12 protein-coding genes, 2 tRNA genes and 3 rRNA genes are annotated in these 22,599 nt (G+C 55.8%); 13 read left to right on the top strand and 4 right to left on the bottom strand.

Translation table 11 applies throughout. The annotated features are described in order from the left end of the window. The 7 genes from L379_RS01195 to birA all read left to right on the top strand — a co-directional run. A 16S ribosomal RNA gene (locus L379_RS01195) occupies nt 1-1,397 on the top strand; the annotation flags it as partial. A 70-nt stretch (nt 1,398-1,467) separates the two neighbouring features. Then, nucleotides 1,468-1,544: transfer RNA gene (locus tag L379_RS01200), tRNA-Ile, on the top strand. Nucleotides 1,545-1,649: 105 nt separating this feature from the next. Then, nucleotides 1,650-1,725 (top strand) — tRNA-Ala (locus L379_RS01205). A gap of 180 nt (nt 1,726-1,905) precedes the next feature. After that, a 23S ribosomal RNA gene (locus L379_RS01210) occupies nt 1,906-4,811 on the top strand. Nucleotides 4,812-4,883: 72 nt separating this feature from the next. Further along, nucleotides 4,884-4,999: ribosomal RNA gene (gene rrf, locus L379_RS01215) — 5S ribosomal RNA — on the top strand. A 134-nt stretch (nt 5,000-5,133) separates the two neighbouring features. Beyond that, nucleotides 5,134-6,162 (top strand): UDP-N-acetylmuramate dehydrogenase, encoded by a 1,029-nt coding sequence (gene murB, locus L379_RS01220; protein WP_032655483.1) that lies wholly within the window; start codon nt 5,134-5,136, stop codon nt 6,160-6,162. Then, nucleotides 6,159-7,121: a bifunctional biotin--[acetyl-CoA-carboxylase] ligase/biotin operon repressor BirA gene (gene birA / locus L379_RS01225; RefSeq protein ID WP_017384195.1), complete on the top strand. Its 963-nt coding sequence runs from the start codon at nt 6,159-6,161 to the stop codon at nt 7,119-7,121. The genes murB and birA overlap by 4 nt, the downstream gene beginning before the upstream one ends. Nucleotides 7,122-7,156: 35 nt before the next feature. Here the strand turns inward: birA and bcsG are convergent, their stop codons facing one another. Genes bcsG through bcsE form a run of 3 tightly spaced genes read right to left on the bottom strand, consistent with a single transcriptional unit; the run spans nt 7,157 to nt 10,582 of the window. Further along, nucleotides 7,157-8,836, bottom strand: coding sequence for a cellulose biosynthesis protein BcsG (gene bcsG / locus L379_RS01230; protein WP_017693804.1), 1,680 nt, complete (start codon nt 8,834-8,836; stop codon nt 7,157-7,159). Beyond that, nucleotides 8,829-9,023: a cellulose biosynthesis protein BcsF gene (bcsF, locus tag L379_RS01235; RefSeq protein WP_006808586.1), complete on the bottom strand. Its 195-nt coding sequence runs from the start codon at nt 9,021-9,023 to the stop codon at nt 8,829-8,831. Before bcsF ends, bcsG begins: the two co-directional genes overlap by 8 nt. Beyond that, nucleotides 9,020-10,582, bottom strand: a complete 1,563-nt coding sequence (gene bcsE, locus L379_RS01240) for a cellulose biosynthesis c-di-GMP-binding protein BcsE (protein ID WP_017693805.1) — start codon at nt 10,580-10,582, stop codon at nt 9,020-9,022. Before bcsE ends, bcsF begins: the two co-directional genes overlap by 4 nt. A gap of 174 nt (nt 10,583-10,756) precedes the next feature. Between bcsE and bcsR the strand changes: the two genes are divergently transcribed. Then, nucleotides 10,757-10,945: a cellulose biosynthesis protein BcsR gene (gene bcsR, locus L379_RS01245; RefSeq protein WP_003861175.1), complete on the top strand. Its 189-nt coding sequence runs from the start codon at nt 10,757-10,759 to the stop codon at nt 10,943-10,945. A gap of 170 nt (nt 10,946-11,115) precedes the next feature. Here the strand turns inward: bcsR and L379_RS01250 are convergent, their stop codons facing one another. Then, nucleotides 11,116-12,096, bottom strand: a complete 981-nt coding sequence (locus tag L379_RS01250) for an IS5-like element IS5 family transposase (RefSeq protein WP_001575870.1) — start codon at nt 12,094-12,096, stop codon at nt 11,116-11,118. Nucleotides 12,097-12,149: 53 nt separating this feature from the next. Between L379_RS01250 and bcsQ the strand changes: the two genes are divergently transcribed. From bcsQ to bcsC, 5 genes are read left to right on the top strand one after another with little or no spacing between them, the layout of a single operon-like run. Beyond that, nucleotides 12,150-12,908, top strand: coding sequence for a cellulose biosynthesis protein BcsQ (gene bcsQ / locus L379_RS01255; protein ID WP_032655481.1), 759 nt, complete (start codon nt 12,150-12,152; stop codon nt 12,906-12,908). Further along, nucleotides 12,905-15,520 carry a UDP-forming cellulose synthase catalytic subunit gene (gene bcsA, locus L379_RS01260; protein WP_023295581.1) on the top strand — a complete coding sequence of 872 codons (2,616 nt, stop codon included), beginning with the start codon at nt 12,905-12,907 and terminating at the stop codon, nt 15,518-15,520. The genes bcsQ and bcsA overlap by 4 nt, the downstream gene beginning before the upstream one ends. A gap of 10 nt (nt 15,521-15,530) precedes the next feature. Continuing rightward, entirely contained in the window at nt 15,531-17,954 is a 2,424-nt protein-coding gene (gene bcsB, locus L379_RS01265; RefSeq protein ID WP_071992896.1) for a cellulose biosynthesis cyclic di-GMP-binding regulatory protein BcsB, read from the top strand. A gap of 6 nt (nt 17,955-17,960) precedes the next feature. Further along, nucleotides 17,961-19,067 (top strand): cellulose synthase complex periplasmic endoglucanase BcsZ, encoded by a 1,107-nt coding sequence (gene bcsZ / locus L379_RS01270; protein WP_017384189.1) that lies wholly within the window; start codon nt 17,961-17,963, stop codon nt 19,065-19,067. Beyond that, nucleotides 19,049-22,531, top strand: coding sequence for a cellulose synthase complex outer membrane protein BcsC (bcsC, locus tag L379_RS01275; protein WP_032655477.1), 3,483 nt, complete (start codon nt 19,049-19,051; stop codon nt 22,529-22,531). Before bcsZ ends, bcsC begins: the two co-directional genes overlap by 19 nt. The last annotated feature ends 68 nt before the right edge of the window (nt 22,532-22,599 follow it).

Here is a 22,599-nt window from a genome sequence, read left to right as displayed (position 1 = left end):
GGGATAACTACTGGAAACGGTAGCTAATACCGCATAACGTCGCAAGACCAAAGAGGGGGACCTTCGGGCCTCTTGCCATCGGATGTGCCCAGATGGGATTAGCTAGTAGGTGGGGTAACGGCTCACCTAGGCGACGATCCCTAGCTGGTCTGAGAGGATGACCAGCCACACTGGAACTGAGACACGGTCCAGACTCCTACGGGAGGCAGCAGTGGGGAATATTGCACAATGGGCGCAAGCCTGATGCAGCCATGCCGCGTGTATGAAGAAGGCCTTCGGGTTGTAAAGTACTTTCAGCGGGGAGGAAGGCGACAAGGTTAATAACCTTGTCGATTGACGTTACCCGCAGAAGAAGCACCGGCTAACTCCGTGCCAGCAGCCGCGGTAATACGGAGGGTGCAAGCGTTAATCGGAATTACTGGGCGTAAAGCGCACGCAGGCGGTCTGTCAAGTCGGATGTGAAATCCCCGGGCTCAACCTGGGAACTGCATTCGAAACTGGCAGGCTAGAGTCTTGTAGAGGGGGGTAGAATTCCAGGTGTAGCGGTGAAATGCGTAGAGATCTGGAGGAATACCGGTGGCGAAGGCGGCCCCCTGGACAAAGACTGACGCTCAGGTGCGAAAGCGTGGGGAGCAAACAGGATTAGATACCCTGGTAGTCCACGCCGTAAACGATGTCGACTTGGAGGTTGTGCCCTTGAGGCGTGGCTTCCGGAGCTAACGCGTTAAGTCGACCGCCTGGGGAGTACGGCCGCAAGGTTAAAACTCAAATGAATTGACGGGGGCCCGCACAAGCGGTGGAGCATGTGGTTTAATTCGATGCAACGCGAAGAACCTTACCTACTCTTGACATCCAGAGAACTTACCAGAGATGCATTGGTGCCTTCGGGAACTCTGAGACAGGTGCTGCATGGCTGTCGTCAGCTCGTGTTGTGAAATGTTGGGTTAAGTCCCGCAACGAGCGCAACCCTTATCCTTTGTTGCCAGCGGTTAGGCCGGGAACTCAAAGGAGACTGCCAGTGATAAACTGGAGGAAGGTGGGGATGACGTCAAGTCATCATGGCCCTTACGAGTAGGGCTACACACGTGCTACAATGGCGCATACAAAGAGAAGCGACCTCGCGAGAGCAAGCGGACCTCATAAAGTGCGTCGTAGTCCGGATTGGAGTCTGCAACTCGACTCCATGAAGTCGGAATCGCTAGTAATCGTGGATCAGAATGCCACGGTGAATACGTTCCCGGGCCTTGTACACACCGCCCGTCACACCATGGGAGTGGGTTGCAAAAGAAGTAGGTAGCTTAACCTTCGGGAGGGCGCTTACCACTTTGTGATTCATGACTGGGGTGAAGTCGTAACAAGGTAACCGTAGGGGAACCTGCGGTTGGATCACCTCCTTACCTTAAAGAACCTGCCTTTGTAGTGCTCACACAGATTGTCTGATGAAAAACAGCAGTAAAAAACCTCTACAGGCTTGTAGCTCAGGTGGTTAGAGCGCACCCCTGATAAGGGTGAGGTCGGTGGTTCAAGTCCACTCAGGCCTACCAAATTTTTGCTGATGCTGCGTTGCGGCGACACTCACATACATAAGTATGCTTCGTGTCACCACGCCTTGCCTCAACAAAAATTACCGGTACAGAGGTGACTACGATGGGGCTATAGCTCAGCTGGGAGAGCGCCTGCCTTGCACGCAGGAGGTCTGCGGTTCGATCCCGCATAGCTCCACCATCTTTTACTGCGAACACAAGAAAACTTCAGAGTGAACCTGAAAAGGTGCACTGCGAAGTTTTGCTCTTTAAAAATCTGGATCAAGCTGAAAATTGAAACGACACACAGCTCATGTGTGTTCGAGTCTCTCAAATTTTCGCAAGTCGATGATGAATCGAAAGAAACATCTTCGGGTTGTGAGGTTAAGCGACTAAGCGTACACGGTGGATGCCCTGGCAGTCAGAGGCGATGAAGGACGTGCTAATCTGCGAAAAGCGCCGGCGAGGTGATATGAACCTTTGACCCGGCGATGTCCGAATGGGGAAACCCAGTGCAATCCGTTGCACTATCGTTAACTGAATACATAGGTTAACGAGGCGAACCGGGGGAACTGAAACATCTAAGTACCCCGAGGAAAAGAAATCAACCGAGATTCCCCCAGTAGCGGCGAGCGAACGGGGAGCAGCCCGGAGTCTGAATCAGCTTGTGTGTTAGTGGAACGGTCTGGAAAGTCCGACGGTACAGGGTGATAGTCCCGTACACGAAAATGCACATGCTGTGAACTCGAAGAGTAGGGCGGGACACGTGGTATCCTGTCTGAATATGGGGGGACCATCCTCCAAGGCTAAATACTCCTGACTGACCGATAGTGAACCAGTACCGTGAGGGAAAGGCGAAAAGAACCCCGGCGAGGGGAGTGAAAAAGAACCTGAAACCGTGTACGTACAAGCAGTGGGAGCCTCTTTTATGGGGTGACTGCGTACCTTTTGTATAATGGGTCAGCGACTTATATTCTGTAGCAAGGTTAACCGTATAGGGGAGCCGAAGGGAAACCGAGTCTTAACTGGGCGTTAAGTTGCAGGGTATAGACCCGAAACCCGGTGATCTAGCCATGGGCAGGTTGAAGGTTGGGTAACACTAACTGGAGGACCGAACCGACTAATGTTGAAAAATTAGCGGATGACCTGTGGCTGGGGGTGAAAGGCCAATCAAACCGGGAGATAGCTGGTTCTCCCCGAAAGCTATTTAGGTAGCGCCTCGTGAACTCATCTTCGGGGGTAGAGCACTGTTTCGGCTAGGGGGCCATCCCGGCTTACCAACCCGATGCAAACTACGAATACCGAAGAATGTTATCACGGGAGACACACGACGGGTGCTAACGTCCGTCGTGAAGAGGGAAACAACCCAGACCGCCAGCTAAGGTCCCAAAGTCATGGTTAAGTGGGAAACGATGTGGGAAGGCACAGACAGCCAGGATGTTGGCTTAGAAGCAGCCATCATTTAAAGAAAGCGTAATAGCTCACTGGTCGAGTCGGCCTGCGCGGAAGATGTAACGGGGCTAAACCATGCACCGAAGCTGCGGCAGCGACACTATGTGTTGTTGGGTAGGGGAGCGTTCTGTAAGCCGTTGAAGGTGTGCTGTGAGGCATGCTGGAGGTATCAGAAGTGCGAATGCTGACATAAGTAACGATAAAGCGGGTGAAAAGCCCGCTCGCCGGAAGACCAAGGGTTCCTGTCCAACGTTAATCGGGGCAGGGTGAGTCGACCCCTAAGGCGAGGCCGAAAGGCGTAGTCGATGGGAAACAGGTTAATATTCCTGTACTTGGTGTTACTGCGAAGGGGGGACGGAGAAGGCTATGTCAGCCGGGCGACGGTTGTCCCGGTTTAAGCATGTAGGCGGAGGTTCCAGGTAAATCCGGTACCTTGTTAACGCTGAGGTGTGATGACGAGGCACTACGGTGCTGAAGTGATAAATGCCCTGCTTCCAGGAAAAGCCTCTAAGCATCAGGTAACACGAAATCGTACCCCAAACCGACACAGGTGGTCAGGTAGAGAATACCAAGGCGCTTGAGAGAACTCGGGTGAAGGAACTAGGCAAAATGGTGCCGTAACTTCGGGAGAAGGCACGCTGATGTGTAGGTGAAGCCCCTGCGGGCGGAGCTGAAATCAGTCGAAGATACCAGCTGGCTGCAACTGTTTATTAAAAACACAGCACTGTGCAAACACGAAAGTGGACGTATACGGTGTGACGCCTGCCCGGTGCCGGAAGGTTAATTGATGGGGTTAGCGGCAACGCGAAGCTCTTGATCGAAGCCCCGGTAAACGGCGGCCGTAACTATAACGGTCCTAAGGTAGCGAAATTCCTTGTCGGGTAAGTTCCGACCTGCACGAATGGCGTAATGATGGCCAGGCTGTCTCCACCCGAGACTCAGTGAAATTGAACTCGCTGTGAAGATGCAGTGTACCCGCGGCAAGACGGAAAGACCCCGTGAACCTTTACTATAGCTTGACACTGAACACTGGTCCTTGATGTGTAGGATAGGTGGGAGGCTTTGAAGCGTGGACGCCAGTCTGCGTGGAGCCAACCTTGAAATACCACCCTTTAATGGCTGGTGTTCTAACGTGGACCCGTAATCCGGGTTGCGGACAGTGTCTGGTGGGTAGTTTGACTGGGGCGGTCTCCTCCCAAAGAGTAACGGAGGAGCACGAAGGTTGGCTAATCCTGGTCGGACATCAGGAGGTTAGTGCAATGGCATAAGCCAGCTTGACTGCGAGCGTGACGGCGCGAGCAGGTGCGAAAGCAGGTCATAGTGATCCGGTGGTTCTGAATGGAAGGGCCATCGCTCAACGGATAAAAGGTACTCCGGGGATAACAGGCTGATACCGCCCAAGAGTTCATATCGACGGCGGTGTTTGGCACCTCGATGTCGGCTCATCACATCCTGGGGCTGAAGTAGGTCCCAAGGGTATGGCTGTTCGCCATTTAAAGTGGTACGCGAGCTGGGTTTAGAACGTCGTGAGACAGTTCGGTCCCTATCTGCCGTGGGCGCTGGAGAATTGAGGGGGGCTGCTCCTAGTACGAGAGGACCGGAGTGGACGCATCACTGGTGTTCGGGTTGTCATGCCAATGGCACTGCCCGGTAGCTAAATGCGGAAGAGATAAGTGCTGAAAGCATCTAAGCACGAAACTTGCCCCGAGATGAGTTCTCCCTGAGACTTTAAGTCTCCTGAAGGAACGTTGAAGACGACGACGTTGATAGGTCGGGTGTGTAAGCGCAGCGATGCGTTGAGCTAACCGATACTAATGAACCGTGAGGCTTAACCTTACAACGCCGAAGGTGTTTTGGCGAAGAGACAGACAATCAAATTTCAGCTTTGATACAGATTAACAGAATTTGCCTGGCGGCTTTAGCGCGGTGGTCCCACCTGACCCCATGCCGAACTCAGAAGTGAAACGCCGTAGCGCCGATGGTAGTGTGGGGTCTCCCCATGTGAGAGTAGGGAACTGCCAGGCATCAAACAGGTGAAGAGGCCATCCGGAAGGATGGCCTTTTTGCGTTTCTGCACCTGCTTCCTTTCCATAAACAAATCACCTATCCCCCCATATATACGGTAAACTATCCCGGTTTTTGCATCAGGATAGCGTCTATGAATCACTCCCTTAAGCCCTGGAATACCTTTGGTATTCAACGGAATGCTAATCAAATTGTACGTGCCGAGAGTGCTCAGCAGTTGCTGAATGCATGGCAAAACGCAACAGAAAACGGTGAACCCGTACTTATTCTGGGCGAAGGAAGTAATGTCCTGTTTCTCGATGATTTTGCGGGGACGGTAATCGTCAATCGCATCATGGGGATTGAGCGTAAAGAGAGCGCTGACAGTTGGCATTTACACGTGGGTGCTGGCGAGAACTGGCACCATCTGGTGCAATATACCCTTGAAAAAGGGATGCCAGGGCTGGAAAACCTGGCTCTGATCCCGGGCTGTGCAGGATCATCTCCTATTCAAAACATCGGTGCCTACGGCATCGAACTGAAACACGTCTGCGAATATGTCGACTGCATCGAACTCGCGACTGGAACGGCGAAGCGCCTGACCGCAGAGCAGTGCCGCTTTGGCTATCGCGACAGCATTTTCAAGCACGACTATCAGGATCGTTTCGTCATTGTGGCCGTTGGCCTGCGCCTGGCGAAAGCCTGGAAACCCGTTCTGACTTACGGCGATCTGACCCGTCTCGACCCGGCTACCGTCACACCGCGTGAGGTATTTGATTCCGTATGCCACATGCGAATGACCAAGCTCCCGGACCCGAAAGTAAACGGAAATGCGGGCAGTTTCTTCAAAAACCCGGTGATCAGCAGCGAAAATGCAAAAGCGTTTCTCGCCGGCTGGCCAACGGCCCCGCATTATCCTCAGGCGGATGGTAGCGTGAAGCTGGCCGCAGGCTGGCTTATCGATCAGTGTGAATTAAAAGGTACGACTCTTGGTGGCGCTGCTGTTCATCGTCAGCAGGCGCTGGTACTGATCAACCAGTCCAACGCGACAAGTGAGGATGTCGTCAACCTGGCGCATCATGTTCGCCAGCGCGTGGGCGAAAAATTCAACGTCTGGCTGGAGCCTGAAGTTCGCTTTATTGGCCGAACGGGCGAAGTGAATGCCGTGGAGACCATTGCGTGAAGGACAATACTATCCCGTTAACTCTCATCGGTATCCTTGCCGATGGCGAGTTTCATTCTGGCGAGCAGCTGGGCGAACAGCTGGGCATGAGCCGTGCTGCGATCAATAAGCATATTCAAACGCTCCGCGACTGGGGCGTGGATGTGTTTACGGTGCCGGGAAAAGGCTACAGCCTGCCGGAACCGATCCAGTTACTGAATGAAGAGGTCATCCGCAGCCAGATTGGGCACGGTAACGTCGCGGTATTGCCGGTCATTGATTCGACGAACCAGTATCTGCTGGATCGCCTGAGCGAGCTGAAATCCGGTGATGCCTGCGTTGCCGAGTACCAACAGGCAGGACGTGGCCGCCGGGGGCGTAAGTGGTTCTCACCATTTGGCGCCAACCTCTACCTTTCCATGTACTGGCGGCTTGAACAGGGGCCAGCTGCGGCCATCGGGCTGAGCCTGGTCATCGGCATTGTGATGGCAGAGGTGCTGCACGATCTGGGTGCCGATCAGGTGCGGGTAAAATGGCCCAACGATCTGTATCTCAACGATCGAAAGCTGGCGGGGATCCTGGTTGAACTGACGGGAAAAACAGGCGATGCCGCACAGATCGTCATTGGGGCGGGACTGAACATGGTGATGCGAAACGTGCAGAACGATGTCGTGAACCAGGCCTGGACCAACTTGCAGGAAGCGGGGATCACCATCGATCGCAATACGCTTGCCGTCCGCATGATCAATGAGTTGCGTAGTTCGCTGACGCTCTTTGAACAAGAGGGGTTAGCGCCATTCCTGTCCCGCTGGGAAAAGCTGGATAACTTTATTAACCGACCGGTGAAGCTGCTGATTGGGGATAAAGAGATTTACGGCACATCACGCGGCATTGACGCGCAGGGCGCGTTGCTTCTTGAACAGGATGGCGTGATTAAGCCCTGGGTGGGCGGTGAAATTTCGTTACGAAGTGCGGAGTAACCCTCTCCCCACAGGGGAGAGGGTGTAGCAGGTCATCACTGCGGATACGGCACCCAATCCCCGGCATTCAGTCGGACATAAGGCTTATTCTGATACTGGATCACCACCGCATTGGCGTTTTCCGATACCTCCGCCGTCTGCGGCAGCCCGCTGGTGAGTTGATCCCAGTTCACGCTATCTTCCACAAACAGCTTACCGTCTACAGCGCGAGCAACCAGTTCCGAGATAGCCAGATAGCTGCTTGGCTGGGTGATTTCAATGGGCGCTCCCTGATGCGGCGCCTTCATGCCAAAGAACTTAATCCCGGCCGGAACGTTAGTGATGGACGGGCTTGGGATATCGCGCAGACCAGACACCTGCATCCTGTCGCCTTTCAGCGCCCCTCCGTGTTCTGGTACCACCACCACCATCACTTTGCGACCTGATTTTTCCAGCTCGTTGAAGAACGCGTTCAGCTCGTCAAAGAACTTCTGAGCACGGGCCTTATAATCGGCCGTTTTACTCACGCCGGGATAATGATTCCCGTCGTGCAGCGGCAGCGTGTTATAGAACGTCGCACTACGTGTCCCTTCCTCTTTGCCGACGGTATCTAACCAGCGCTGAAGCACGGCGGTATCGTCATACACCGGCGAGCCATCAAAGCCCAGCAACGTTACCGGCAGCCCTTTCTGGTCCATCAGCGGGGCCTGCATGCCACCCTGTTCACGCACTTCTTTCAGGAAGTTACCGAACTGACCGTTATGGCCCATCATCAGGTGCTGGGTAAAGCCCAGTTTTGCGAGGTTATCAAACAGATAACACTGGTTAGCTGCCGGCTGGTAGAGGTTCTTATGCGAAGGCTGTCCGCAGCTGGCACGCAGCAGGCGGATAGCCGCCGGGCCGCTGTACGACGTGGCCGAGTTGAAGTCCTTAAACTGAATATCGAAATGCGACCACAGCGGGTGCGACATCAAACCAGCCGCGTCAACGTCAGCCCAGGACAGAGAACAGATGTTAATGACCAGCAGCTCAAACGGCTGAGCATCGGCAGGCAGCGCGTCCGGGAATTTCGTCTGACGCTTATCTTCCGCAGCGTAAAAACTGGAGAGCCACGCGTTCAGGTTAGTGGATGTCGGCGGTGCAGTCTGCGCAGGAATATCCCCAACCACTGGCGTATCCCCTGCTGTCGCAACGGTCGCGGCGGCGGAACCGCCCGTGGTGGTCACGGTTGTCGTCGGCTGACCGGCTGGCCACAGCGAGAAGCTCGGGCCCGTCAGCGTCAGGACGTTAAGCCAGATCATAATCGCGACGACAAACACCGTCACCCGGATCCACTGAGACAGGAACAGCCAGGCGACCAGCAGGACAAATACCGCGCCAATCATCTGCCAGTTAATAAAGCGCTCAACCAGATCGAGCATATAGTCCGCACTGAAACCTGCGACCTGGGAGCCCTGGCTCATGATGCTTTCAGGGCCGGGCAGCCAGGTATCATGCCAGAACAGGGCGAAACCGATGGGAATAGCGACCCAGTGACGTATACGGTGCAGCCTGAAGTTCGGGATTGGCATCAGCAGGAATGCCATAAACACCAGGTTAAGCAGAGGGTGGAAATTAAGATAGCCTGCCCACAGCAGACCAAACTTCACCAGAAAGTAGAAATTCCAGCCGGACAGGCCGCGCCAGTATTGCCAGAGTGGCGATGGCGCCGAAGAGGTATAGGTAGAATTAGTCATGTTTTCGGTTTGCCTTGACGTTCGGAGCGCGAGTCAGTGTTCCGGCGGGTTTAATATAGCGAGGTTTGACGAACAGTAATCTGACCGTATCGCGAATACGGCGCAGGGAATGGCGTGCATAGTAGCCAAGCGGCAAAAAAATCAGCGCGCACAGAACAACCAGTTGGATGATATCGCTGATATTCATAATGGCGCGCTCTCCTTGTTCTCATCCAGTAAGCGTAGCGGCTCAGGTACCCGACGCCAGACATGCCCGTCATGTTTCGCATTGAGTACCGGTTTGGCACCGCTGGTGACAGGCAACGGTTTGGCCCACTTTTCGGGTGGCAGGGCACGCATCTGGACAAGCTCAGCCGCGATCAGGTTATCTTCAAACCAGACCATACGGTTCGAGAAGATATCCGCGGTAGGAAGCGGGAAGATATGGTTAAGCGCAGTATCCAGATCGTTCACCCGGCAGAAGGAGAGGAACAGCACCAGGCGGTTATCGCCAATGGTCATGATGTCCCCGATACGGTTAGGGCGGCACAGAGTGAGCGCCTGCTCAACGCGAATACCCGGCACGGGGCGCAGGGCAACCATCACCCCTTTTCCGTCTGCCGGTAACAGCGTATTGCTCATCATGTTGCCCACCGCATCGCAGAAGGTGTCCCATTTCTGGTAGCCGCGCAGTTTCATCGGCTGCGTCATTGAAAGCAGGGTGCTGATATCTTCCGGAACATGTCGATTAAACTGCTGGCCCTGGATGCTTTCGATCAGCGTCAGACAGCGCGACAGGGGAGCATTCCACGGGATGACCATATTCGCGCCGCAGCCCAGTAATAAGCGCTCATCGGTGGCGCGCAGGCTGGTATTATTTTCACGCACCACAATTTTTAACGCACTGCCGCGCTGGCGACGTAATGTGTGAATGTGCCTTGCCAGCGTTTCGATTTGGTTATTCTGGATCAACGAGAAGATAATGGTCGCCGCCTGCGTGGTGCGCGCCTCATCAAATAAGGCTTCATTGGTATCGAACAGTGACCAGTGCTCAGACAGTGCAGGCGCACCTTCCAGTACCGCAATATGGCTCAGAACGCGTTTTTCATCACTGCGTGGCTGAACTACTGTTTCTTCTTGTTGAGCAAGATGCCACTCATCCCCGACATGTTTGAGGGTAAGTTGTTGTCGGGAGCTCACCCCTTTTTCATTGCACCAGAAAGCCACGTCGTAAAGATGGCTGTCGGTCTGGACACGAATACTGGCCAGGCCATAGAGGGAACGGTATTCACTCATTAAAAGTGAAAAAAGCTTGTCATTATTACTGCCTGGGTTAACAACCAATAAGGTGCAATTTTGATTTTTTGCCCATCTGTTGATTCTTTCCAGCCATTTCAGCAGTTTTTCAGACGGGATATTTTGCAGGCCGTTATTAGAGCATTTTAGAATCAGTAAATAGTGTTCGGGAACAATAGAACACTGAATATCGCGGGGTAAAAAGTATAGACTGTCAGCCTCCGCAGGCATGGAAAATAATCGTACTGTCTGGGGCCCACGGTCACTGTCGAGCCTGATGATTGACTTCGGCTCTTCGCCCATCGTAATGACGGCCACGCGGGAATCCTTCCCCTGCGCCGCTATCGTCTGGTTTACCAGACTGATGGCATCTTCATTACGATCCGTATTAACCCACCAGACTCCTCCGACTGGCATGTGGCGCAATTCGTCCCATAATGACTGGATGCCAATAGAAAATATGGAGTCCACGGTGTCCCTCTTTTCGTCGAATTTCTATGTCTCTCAGTTTACTAGCGAAAGCGTAGAAATAAACCTAACATTGAAATTAAAGAACATCAGATTTAGCATGTAAATGAAATTTAGTGGGCAGGACGCCTCGCTGCATCTGAATCTTATGATTTTACTCAAAGGGATGAAAAAAGAATGCAAAATAACGAACCCGCAACCCCAGTCGACTCAAGTCTGGGTTACACATTCCAGAACGATTTTTTGGCACTCACGCAGGCTTTTTCTTTGCCTGAAATAGATTACACCGATATTTCCCAGCGTGAACAGTTGGCGGCGGCTATTAAACGTTGGCCGTTATTAGCTGAGTTTGCCCAACAACAATAAGGAAGCCATTGATGGCTGTACTAGGGAAGGTGCGAATAAGCGGGGAAATTCTTCTCGGCTGACTCAGTCATTTCATTTCTTCATGTTTGAGCCGATTTTTTCTCCCGTAAATGCCTTGAATCAGCCTATTTAGACCGTTTCTTCGCCATTTAAGGCGTTATCCCCAGTTTTTAGTGAGATCTCTCCCACTGACGTATCATTTGGTCCGCCCGAAACAGGTTGGCCAGCGTGAATAACATCGCCAGTTGGTTATCGTTTTTCAGCAACCCCTTGTATCTGGCTTTCACGAAGCCGAACTGTCGCTTGATGATGCGAAATGGGTGCTCCACCTTGGCCCGGATGCTGGCTTTCATGTATTCGATGTTGATGGCCGTTTTGTTCTTGCGTGGATGCTGTTTCAAGGTTCTTACCTTGCCGGGGCGCTCGGCGATCAGCCAGTCCACATCCACCTCGGCCAGCTCCTCGCGCTGTGGCGCCCCTTGGTAGCCGGCATCGGCTGAGACAAATTGCTCCTCTCCATGCAGCAGATTACCCAGCTGATTGAGGTCATGCTCGTTGGCCGCGGTGGTGACTAGGCTGTGGGTCAGGCCACTCTTGGCATCGACACCAATGTGGGCCTTCATGCCAAAGTGCCACTGATTTCCTTTCTTGGTCTGATGCATCTCCGGATCGCGTTGCTGCTCTTTGTTCTTGGTCGAGCTGGGTGCCTCAATGATGGTGGCATCGACCAAGGTGCCTTGAGTCATCATGACGCCTGCTTCGGCCAGCCAGCGATTGATGGTCTTGAACAATTGGCGGGCCAGTTGATGCTGCTCCAGCAGGTGGCGGAAATTCATGATGGTGGTGCGGTCCGGCAAGGCGCTATCCAGGGATAACCGGGCAAACAGACGCATGGAGGCGATTTCGTACAGGGCATCTTCCATGGCACCGTCGCTCAGGTTGTACCAATGCTGCATGCAGTGAATACGCAGCATGGTCTCCAGCGGATAGGGCCGTCGGCCATTGCCCGCCTTGGGATAAAACGGCTTGATGACAGCGGTCATATTCTGCCATGGCAGAATCTGCTCCATGCGGGAGAGGAAAATCTCTTTTCGGGTCTGACGGCGCTTAGTGCTGAATTCACTATCGGCGAAGGTGAGTTGATGGCTCATGATGTCCCTCTGGGATGCGCTCCGGATGAATATGATGATCTCATATCAGGAACTTGTTCGCACCTTCCCTAGGATTACAGGGCGTCCGTGGTGGGGTGGGTACAACTTCCGTTACCGCGGCGCTGGCGTGGTCATTGCAGGTATTAGGTGAATCGGTACTGGTCATTGATGCCTGTTCCGATAATTTGCTGCGCATGTCATTCAATGTCGACTTTACGCATGCAAACGGCTGGGGACGCGCGCTTCTGGACGATAAAGACTGGCGGGATGCGGGTTTGCGTTATACCTCCCAGCTCGATTTGCTTCCCTTTGGTCAATTGACCGAAACCGAGCGCGGGAATGAAGCCGCGTACCAGCGCCTGTTCTCTCGCTTCATCACCGCATTGCAGAGCCTGAAAGAGAGCGGGCACTATCAGTGGATCCTACTGGACCTGCCGCACGGTGCCGCGTCGCTGACCCGCCAGCTGCTGGCGCAGTGCGACCATGTGCTCTCCATCGCGAACGTAGATGCGAATTGTCATATCCGTCTGCATCAGCAGCCGATGCCTGCCAATGCCCATATTCTGATCAACGATCTGCGCATTGGCAGCCAGATCCAGGACGATCTCTACCAGGTCTGGCTCCAGAGTCAGCGCCGCCTGTTGCCGATGGTGATCCATCGTGACGAAGCGATGGCGGAGTGCCTCGCGTCCAAACAACCTCTCGGGGAGTACCGTAGCGATTCACTGGCGGCGGAAGAGATCCTGACGCTGGCCAACTGGTGTCTGCTGCACTTTGCTAAACGGCCGGAGCCTGCCGGGAGTTCAGTATGAGCCGCCTGACTAACTGGCTGCTCATTCCGCCGGTCAGTTCGCGCTTAAGTGAACGCTACCGCCATTACCGTCATCACGGCGCCTCGTCGCTGAGCGCTGCGCTGGGCTGTTTGTGGATGATTCTGGCGTGGATGTTCATCCCCCTCGAACATCCCCGCTGGCAACGCATTCGTGCGCGCCACGGTGAACTCTATCCGCATATCAACCCTGACAAGCCGCGTCCGCTGGATCCCGCGCGCTACGCTATTCAGTCCATCTGGCTACTAACGACCTCAACGGGCGCGGAGAAAAAAACGTCCCGCTGGCGCAGCTTCGATCGTGTGCAGAACCTGCGTGAACACTACCACCAGTGGCTTGACCGGCTACCTGACCGGGTGGGCGACAAAACGGGTCATTTAGATAATCACAAAGAGCTCGGGCACCTACACCCGGGCTTGCGGCGTTTTATTCTCGGCGTGGTTGTGGTGTTCTCGCTGATTCTTGCGCTGGTCTGTATTACCCAGCCCTTCAATCCGCTGGCGCAGTTCACCTTCCTGATCCTGCTGTGGGGCGTGGCGCTGCTGGTGCGGCGCATACCAGGGCGTTTTTCTGCCCTGATGCTGATTGTGCTATCGCTGACCGTTTCCTGCCGCTACATCTGGTGGCGATATACCTCAACGCTGAACTGGGACGATCCGGTCAGCCTGGTGTGCGGCTTAGTGCTGCTGTTTGCTGAGACTTACGCCTGGATCGTGCTGGTGCTGGGTTACTTCCAGGTTATCTGGCCGCTGAATCGACAGCCGGTGCCGCTGCCAAAAGACACGACCCAGTGGCCTACGGTTGACCTTTTCGTGCCGACCTACAACGAAGATCTGTCGGTGGTAAAAAACACCATTTACGCCGCGCTGGGTATCGACTGGCCGAAGGATAAAATCAAAATCTGGATCCTCGATGACGGTGGCCGTGCCGAGTTCCGCCAGTTCGCGGACGAAGTGGGGGTAGAGTACATCGCCCGTACCACGCATGAACACGCGAAAGCCGGTAACATCAACAATGCGCTGAAATATGCCAAAGGGGAGTTCGTCTCTATTTTCGACTGCGACCACGTGCCAACGCGCTCGTTCCTGCAAATGACCATGGGCTGGTTCCTGAAGGAGAAAGAGCTGGCGATGATGCAGACGCCGCACCACTTCTTCTCGCCGGACCCGTTTGAACGTAACCTCGGCCGTTTTCGTAAAACCCCGAACGAGGGCACGCTGTTCTATGGACTCGTGCAGGACGGGAACGACATGTGGGACGCAACGTTCTTCTGCGGCTCCTGTGCGGTGATCCGCCGGAAACCGCTGGATGAAATTGGCGGGATCGCCGTCGAGACGGTCACGGAAGATGCGCACACCTCGCTGCGTCTGCACCGTCTTGGCTATACCTCCGCCTACATGCGCATTCCTCAGGCGGCGGGGCTGGCCACGGAATCCCTGTCGGCGCACATCGGCCAGCGTATTCGCTGGGCCCGCGGCATGGTGCAAATTTTCAGGCTCGATAACCCGCTGATGGGTAAAGGGCTGAAGCTGGCGCAGCGTTTGTGCTACGTCAACGCCATGTTCCACTTCCTGTCGGGTATACCACGGCTTATCTTCCTCACTGCGCCGCTGGCGTTCCTGCTCCTTCACGCTTACATCATCTATGCGCCTGCGCTGATGATTGCCCTGTTCGTTCTGCCGCACATGATCCACGCCAGCCTGACGAACTCGAAGATTCAGGGGAAATATCGCCACTCCTTCTGGAGTGAAATTTACGAAACGGTGCTGGCCTGGTACATCGCGCCGCCAACCATGGTGGCGCTGATTAACCCGCATAAAGGGAAATTCAACGTCACCGCGAAGGGCGGGCTGGTGGAAGAGGAGTATGTCGACTGGGTGATCTCCCGGCCCTATATCTTCCTGGTGCTGCTGAATATTGTGGGCGTGATTGTTGGGATCTGGCGCTACTTCTACGGCCCGGAAAACGAAATTCTGACGGTCTTCGTGAGTATGGCGTGGGTGTTTTATAACCTGATTATCCTCGGTGGCGCGGTGGCGGTATCGGTGGAGAGCAAACAGGTTCGCCGCGCGCATCGCGTCGAAATCAGCATGCCAGCGGCCATTGCCCGCGACGATGGACATCTTTTCTCCTGTACCGTACATGACTTTTCGGATGGCGGTCTGGGTATCAAGATCAACGGTCAGGCGAAGGTGCTGGAGGGGCAGAAGGTCAACCTACTGCTTAAGCGCGGCCAGCAGGAGTATGTCTTCCCGACGCAGGTGGTGCGTGTGAGAGGAAATGAAGTGGGTCTGCAACTGATGCCGCTGACCAAAAAGCAACACATTGATTTTGTGCAGTGTACGTTTGCCCGCGCGGATACGTGGGCTCTCTGGCAGGACAGCTTCCCTGAGGATAAGCCTCTGGAAAGCCTGCTGGATATTCTTAAGCTGGGGTTCCGTGGCTATCGTCACCTTGCAGAATTTGCCCCGTCGTCGGTGAAATTAATTTTCCGGTCACTTACTTCACTGGTTTCCTGGGTCGTGTCGTTCATTCCGCGTCGACCTGAGCGAGATGAAGCGAAGCAGGCGGACCCGGTTATGGCTCAACAATGATGATAACGCGATGAAAACAAAACTTTCCTGGTTATGTGCAGTGGCAATGGGGATGAGTGCGCTCCCTGCAACAGTGGCTAACGCAGCGCCTGATAACGCAGCGGCCACGCCCGCGCCAACGGTGCCTGTCGTCGCGCAAGCGACCGATCTGGTTGTGACGGCCGCGCCGGGGCAGACGGAAAACGTCGTCCCGAATCAGCCGACGACGGGGAATACGCTGCCCGCCGACAACCCGGTGGTTGGGCAGGTCATGCCTGGCGTGCCGGGAGCCAGTGCGCCGGTGGTTGCCGAAAATACGCCGTCGCGTGACGTTAAGCTGACGTTTGCCCAGATCGCGCCTCCTCCGGGCAGCATGGTTCTGCGCGGCATCAACCCAAATGGCGGTATCGAATTCGGTATGCGCAGCGATGAAGTCGTGTCGAAAGCGATGCTCAACCTGGAATACACCCCATCGCCGTCGCTGCTGCCGGTGCAGTCCCAGCTTAAGGTCTATCTGAATGACGAGCTGATGGACGTCCTGCCCGTCACCAAAGAGCAACTGGGTAAGAAAACCCTGGCTCAGGTGCCGATTAATCCGCTGTTTATCACCGACTTTAACCGCGTGCGTCTGGAGTTTGTCGGCCACTACCGCGATGTCTGTGAAAACCCGGCCAGCAGCACCCTGTGGCTGGATGTCGGGCGTAACTCTTCGCTTCAGATGACCTATCAGCCGCTGGCGTTGAAAAACGATCTCTCCGCCTTCCCGGTGCCGTTCTTCGACCCGCGTGATAACCGTCCGCTGAACCTGCCGATGGTCTTTGCCGGCTCTCCCGATGTGACCGAACAGCTGGCGGCCTCTATCGTGGCATCCTGGTTTGGTTCCCGCTCCGGCTGGCGTGGTCAAAGTTTCCCGGTCATGTACGACAAAATGCCGGACAAAAACGCGATCGTGTTTGCCACCAACACCAAACGTCCGGCTTTCCTGCGTGACCATCCGGAGGTGAAAGCGCCCACCATCGAGATGATCAGCCATCCGGACAATCCGTACGTGAAGCTGTTGGTGATCTTCGGCCGTGATGACAACGATCTGGTGCAGGCGGCGAAAGGCATTGCGCAGGGGAATATCCTGTTCCGCGGTAACAGCGTTGTGGTGGACGAGGTGAAACCGCTGCTGGCACGTAAGCCTTATGATGCGCCGAACTGGGTACGTACCGACCGGGCCATCACCTTTGGCGAACTGAAAACCTATGAAGAGCAATTGCAGTCAACCGGGCTTGAACCTTCTCCTGTCAGCCTGTCGCTGAACCTGCCGCCGGATCTCTATCTGCTGCGCACCAACGGCATTGATATCAATCTGAACTACCGTTACACCGCGCCGGCGACCAAAGACAGCTCGCGCATGGATATCAGCCTCAACAACCAGTTCCTGCAATCGTTCAGCCTGACCAGCAGCCAGGAGACAAACCGGTTGATGCTTCGTCTGCCTGTATTACAGGGGCTGCTGGATGGCAAAACCGATGTGTCGATCCCGGCGCTGAAGCTCGGTGCGGTGAACCAGCTGCGGTTTAACTTCCAGTATATGAACCCCATGCCGGGTGGATCGGTGGAAAACTGTATTACCTTCCAGCCGGTGCAAAACCACGTGGTGATTGGTGATGATTCCACGATCGACTTCTCGAAGTATTACCACTTTATTGCGATGCCGGATCTGCGTGCCTTTGCTAACGCCAGCTTCCCGTTCAGCCGCATGGCAGACCTCTCTGAATCGATTGTCGTGATGCCAAAAGCGGCCAACGAAGGCCAGGTTACCACGCTGCTGGACACCATGGGCACCGTCGGGGCGCAAACCGGCTTGCCGGCTATCAACGTGACGGTGACGGATGACGGGAGCCAGATCCAGAACAAAGATACCGATATCATGGTCATCGGCAACATTCCGGACAAGCTGAAAGACGAGAAGCGCGTCGATCTGCTGGTGCAGGCGGCTCAGTCGTGGGTTAACACGCCGCTGCGTCAGACCGAGTTCCCGAGCATCATGCCGGACAGCGGCGATCGTCAGGCCAATATCAGGACGACCGTAAGCTCAACGGGTCCGATGGCCGCGATTGTCGGCTTCCAGTCGCCGTATAACGACCAGCGCAGCGTTATCGCCCTGCTGGCGGACAGCCCGCGCGGGTATGAGCTACTCAACACGGCCATGAACGACAGCGGTAAACGGGCGGCAATGTTCGGTTCCGTCTCGGTGATCCGTGAGTCGGGGGTAAACAGCCTGCGCGTGGGGGATGTCTACTACGTCGGTCATCTGCCGTGGTTCGAACGCCTGTGGTACGCCCTGTCTAACCACCCGGTGCTGCTGGCCGTGCTGGCTGCGCTCAGCGTTGTACTGCTGGCGTGGGTACTGTGGCGTCTGCTGCGAATCATCAGCCGTCGTCGTCTTAACCCGGACCATGAGTAAGCGGTGATGAAAATCTTTCGCGGGTGTGTAGTCGCAGCGTTGATGCTGGCGGCGGCGAATCTTCACGCCGCCTGTCGCTGGCCTGCCTGGGAGACGTTCAAGCAGGATTATATGAGCGAAAGTGGACGCGTCATTGATCCCAGTGACGCGCGCAAAATCACCACCTCCGAAGGGCAAAGCTACGGACTGTTCTTTGCCCTCGCGGCAAACGATCGCAAGGCGTTCGATCTGCTGCTGGCATGGACGCGCGATAACCTTGCCGAGGGAGATTTAACCCAACATCTCCCGGCCTGGCTGTGGGGGAAAAAGGACGACGAAACCTGGGCGGTTATCGACCCTAACTCCGCGTCTGATGCCGATATCTGGATTGCCTGGTCGCTGCTGGAAGCCGGGCGGCTGTGGAAAAATCCCGATTACACGCGCACGGGTAAGGCGCTGTTGACGCGCATTGCCAGTGAGGAAGTGGTGAAGGTGCCGGGGCTGGGTTCTATGCTGCTGCCGGGTAAAGTCGGTTTTGCCGAAGAGAGCGTCTGGCGCTTCAACCCCAGCTACCTGCCGCCGCAGCTTGCGAGCTATTTCACCCGTTTTGGCGCGCCGTGGACGACGCTCCGTGAAACCAACCTGCGTCTGCTGCTGGAGACCGCGCCTAAAGGATTTTCCCCGAACTGGGTGAAATACCAGAAAAAGGGCGGCTGGCAGCTGTCGCAGGATGCATCCCTGATCGGCAGCTACGATGCGATTCGCGTCTATCTGTGGGTAGGGATGATGAACGATAACGATCCGCAGAAAGCCCGGCTACTGGCGCGTTTCAAGCCCATGGCGACCACCACAATCAAACAAGGCTTGCCGCCGGAGAAAGTGGACGTCGCGACCGGGAAACGCACCGGAGATGGGCCGGTAGGGTTTTCTGCCTCCCTCCTTCCGTTTTTACAAAACCGGGACGCGCAAGCGGTGCAACGCCAGCACGTCGCCGATCGTTTTCCCGATAACAATGCTTATTACAGCTACGTTCTGACCCTCTTTGGACAAGGGTGGGATCAGCATCGTTTTCGTTTCACCGTGCAAGGTGAATTACTACCGGACTGGGGCCAGGAATGCGCACGTTCACACTGAATCTACTCACCTTATCGCTTGGCCTGGCGCTAATGCCCTTGGCCCAGGCCGCCAACTCCCCGCAGCAGAGACAGCTGCTGGAACAGGTCCGTCTGGGGGAATCCACCCAGCGTGAGGATTTAGTGCGCCAGTCGCTCTATCGCCTTGAGCTGATCGACCCCAACAACCCGGACGTGATTGCCGCGCGCTTCCGCTACCTGTTACGACAGGGCGATACGGCGGGCGCGCAAAAAGAGCTGGATCGCCTGAAAGGAATGGCGCCCGATTCCAGTGCCTATCAGTCCTCCCGTACTACCATGCTGCTCTCCACGCCGGATGGTCGCCAGTCCCTCCAGCAGGCTCGCCTGCTTGCCACCACCGGGCACACCCAGGAAGCCATTGCCGCGTATGACAAACTGTTTGACGGTAAGCCGCCCAGTGGCGACATCGCGACGGAGTACTGGAACGTGGTGGCGAAAGAGCCAGCCCGCCGCAACCTGGCCATTAATCAGCTTAAGAAAATAAACGCCAGCAGTCCGGGCAACGTCCCGCTACAGTCCTCGCTGGCACAGCTTTTGTTCCAGAGCGGACGGCGTGATGAAGGGTTTGCGGTGTTACAGGAGATGGCCAAATCGAATAATGGCCGCAGTCAGGCGTCGGACATGTGGTACCAGCAGATCAAAGATCAGCCGGCCAGCAGCGCCAGCGTTACCGCGCTGCAACAATACCTGAGCGTGTTCAGCGATGGCGATAACGTGACGGCGGCGCGCGCCCAGCTTGAAGCGCAGCAAAAACAGCTTGCCGATCCGGCGTTCCGCGCCAAAGCCGAAGGGTTAGCCGCAGTGGATGCCGGGCAGGGCAGTAAAGCGGTAACGGAGTTGCAAAAAGCAGTCAGCGCCAACCACGCCGACAGTGAAGCCGTAGGCGCGCTGGGGCAGGCCTATTCTCAGAAAGGCGATCGCGCGCGTGCGGTTGCGCAGTTTGAAAAGGCGATCGCCCTCGATCCGCAGAGCGATAACCGGGGCAAATGGGACAGCCTGCTGAAGGTCAACCGATACTGGCTGCTGATCCAGCAGGGGGATAACGCCCTGAAAGCCAACAATACGGCCCAGGCCGAACGCTATTACCAGCAGGCGCGCAATATCGACAATACCGACAGCTACGCGGTTCTGGGCCTCGGTGATGCGGCGGCGGCGCGCAAAGATAACGACGCGGCCGAGCGCTATTACCGCCAGGCGTTGCGGATGGACAGCGGCAACAGCAACGCGGTACGCGGTCTCGCCAATATTTATCGCGCGCAGTCTCCGGAGAAGGCGACGCAGTTTATTCAGTCGCTCTCTGCCAGCCAGCGCCGCAGCATTGATGATATTGAACGTAGCCTGACGAACGAGAAGCTGTCAGCCCAGGCCGAACAGCTGGAAAGCGAGGGGAAATATGCGCAGGCCGCAGAAATTCAGCGCCGACGCCTTGCGCTTTCCCCGGGCGACGTGTGGATCACCTACCGACTGTCACGCGATCTGTATAGCGCGGGTCAGCGCAGCCAGGCGGATAACCTGATGCGTCAGCTGGCAAGCCAGAAACCGGGCGATCCGGATCAGGTTTACGCCAGCGGGCTGTACCTGTCCGGTAACGATCAGGACCGGGCGGCGCTGGCGCATCTGAACACGCTGCCGCGCGACAAGTGGAACGGCAACATTCAGGCGCTGGCGGACCGCCTGCAAAGTAACCAGGTGCTGGAAACCGCCAACCGCCTGCGCGACAGTGGAAAAGAGCAGGAGGCGGAAACGTTGCTTCGCCAGCAGCCTCCGTCCACCCGTATCGACCTGACGCTGGCGGACTGGGCTGAACAGCGTGGCGATCATGAGGCCGCGAAAACCGCCTACAACACCGTCCTGCAACGCGAACCGCAGAACGAAGACGCGATCCTCGGCCTGACCGAGGTCTCTCTTGCCCAGGGTAACAAGGACGCGGCGCGCGCGGCGCTGGCGAAACTGCCCGCGGCACAGAACGGCGAACCGCTCTCCATCAATATGCAGCGCCGGCTTGCCATGGCGCAGGCTGGCCTGGGTGATCATGCCGCGGCAGAAAAGACCTTCAACGCCATTCTTCCGCAGGCCAAATCGCAGCCGCCTTCGATGGAAAGTGCGCTGGTGATGCGCGATGCCGCCCGTTTCCAGGCACAAAATGGTCAGCCTCAGCAGGCGCTGGACACCTGGAAAGATGCGATGGTCTCATCGGGCATCACAACGACCCGTCCGACCGATAACGACAGCTTTACGCGGCTCACGCGTAACGATGAGAAAGATGACTGGCTGAAGCGCGGCGTGCGCAGCGATGCAGGCGATCTTTATCGTCAGCAGGATCTGAACGTCACGCTGCAACACGACTACTGGGGGTCCAGCGGCACGGGGGGCTATTCCGACCTGAAAGCGCACACCACCATGCTCCAGGTTGATGCGCCGCTGTCGGATGGACGTATGTTCTTCCGTAGCGATCTGGTCAATATGAACGCCGGTTCCTTTGCCACCGATAACGGAACCTACGATCCGACATGGGGTACCTGCGCCGAAACGCCATGTCGCGGTAGCACAAACCAGTCGGCCAACGGCGCCAGCGTGGCCGTCGGCTGGCAGAACAAAACCTGGGCGTGGGATATCGGTACAACGCCGATGGGCTTCGACGTGGTCGATGTGGTGGGCAGCCTGAGCTATAGCAACGATTTAGGGCCGATTGGCTACACCCTGAACGCCCATCGCCGTCCGATTTCCAGCTCGGTGCTGGCCTTCGCCGGGCAAAAAGATCCCAATACCGACACCACCTGGGGCGGCGTGCGTGCCACCGGTGGCGGCGTGAGCATGAGCTACGACAAAGGCGAAGCTAACGGGATCTGGTCAAGCCTGAGTGCCGACAGCCTCACCGGGAAGAATGTCGAAGATAACTGGCGCGTCCGCTGGATGACCGGCTATTACTACAAGCTCATCAATCAGAACAACGAACGCCTGACGGTGGGCGTGTCCAACATGCTCTGGCATTACGATAAGGATTTAAGTGGCTATTCGCTGGGCCAGGGCGGTTACTACAGTCCCCAGGAGTATGTGTCGTTCGCCTTACCGGTGAACTGGCGTAAACGCACAGAGAACTGGTCATGGGAGCTGGGCGGCTCCGTCTCCTGGTCTCATTCAAAAACAAAAGATGTGATGCGTTATCCGTTACAGGGGCTGATCCCGGACAATGAGCCAGGCCGTTATACCGATAAAGGTGTGATGGAAACCGGAAGTAGCTCGTCAGGGAAGGGTTATACCGCAAGGGCGATTGTTGAACGCCGCGTGACGTCCAACTGGTTTGTCGGTCTGGGCGTCGATATTCAGGAAGCAAAAGACTATACCCCGAGCCATGCGCTGCTCTACGTTCGGTATTCTGCCGCGGGCTGGCAGGGTGATATGGACTTACCACCGGAACCGCTGGTGCCTTATGCAGACTGGTGATCGGATTTTTTCTTAATCTAATTGTAAGTCTCTCTTAAAAGTGCAGCTATCGGGTATACTCGGGCGCA

The sequence above is a fragment of the Enterobacter sp. MGH 33 genome, from assembly GCF_000534535.1.
Taxonomy (GTDB): domain Bacteria; phylum Pseudomonadota; class Gammaproteobacteria; order Enterobacterales; family Enterobacteriaceae; genus Enterobacter; species Enterobacter hormaechei_C.
Note: the sequence above shows the minus strand (reverse complement) of the source record. Positions and strands in the feature narration are given on the sequence as shown.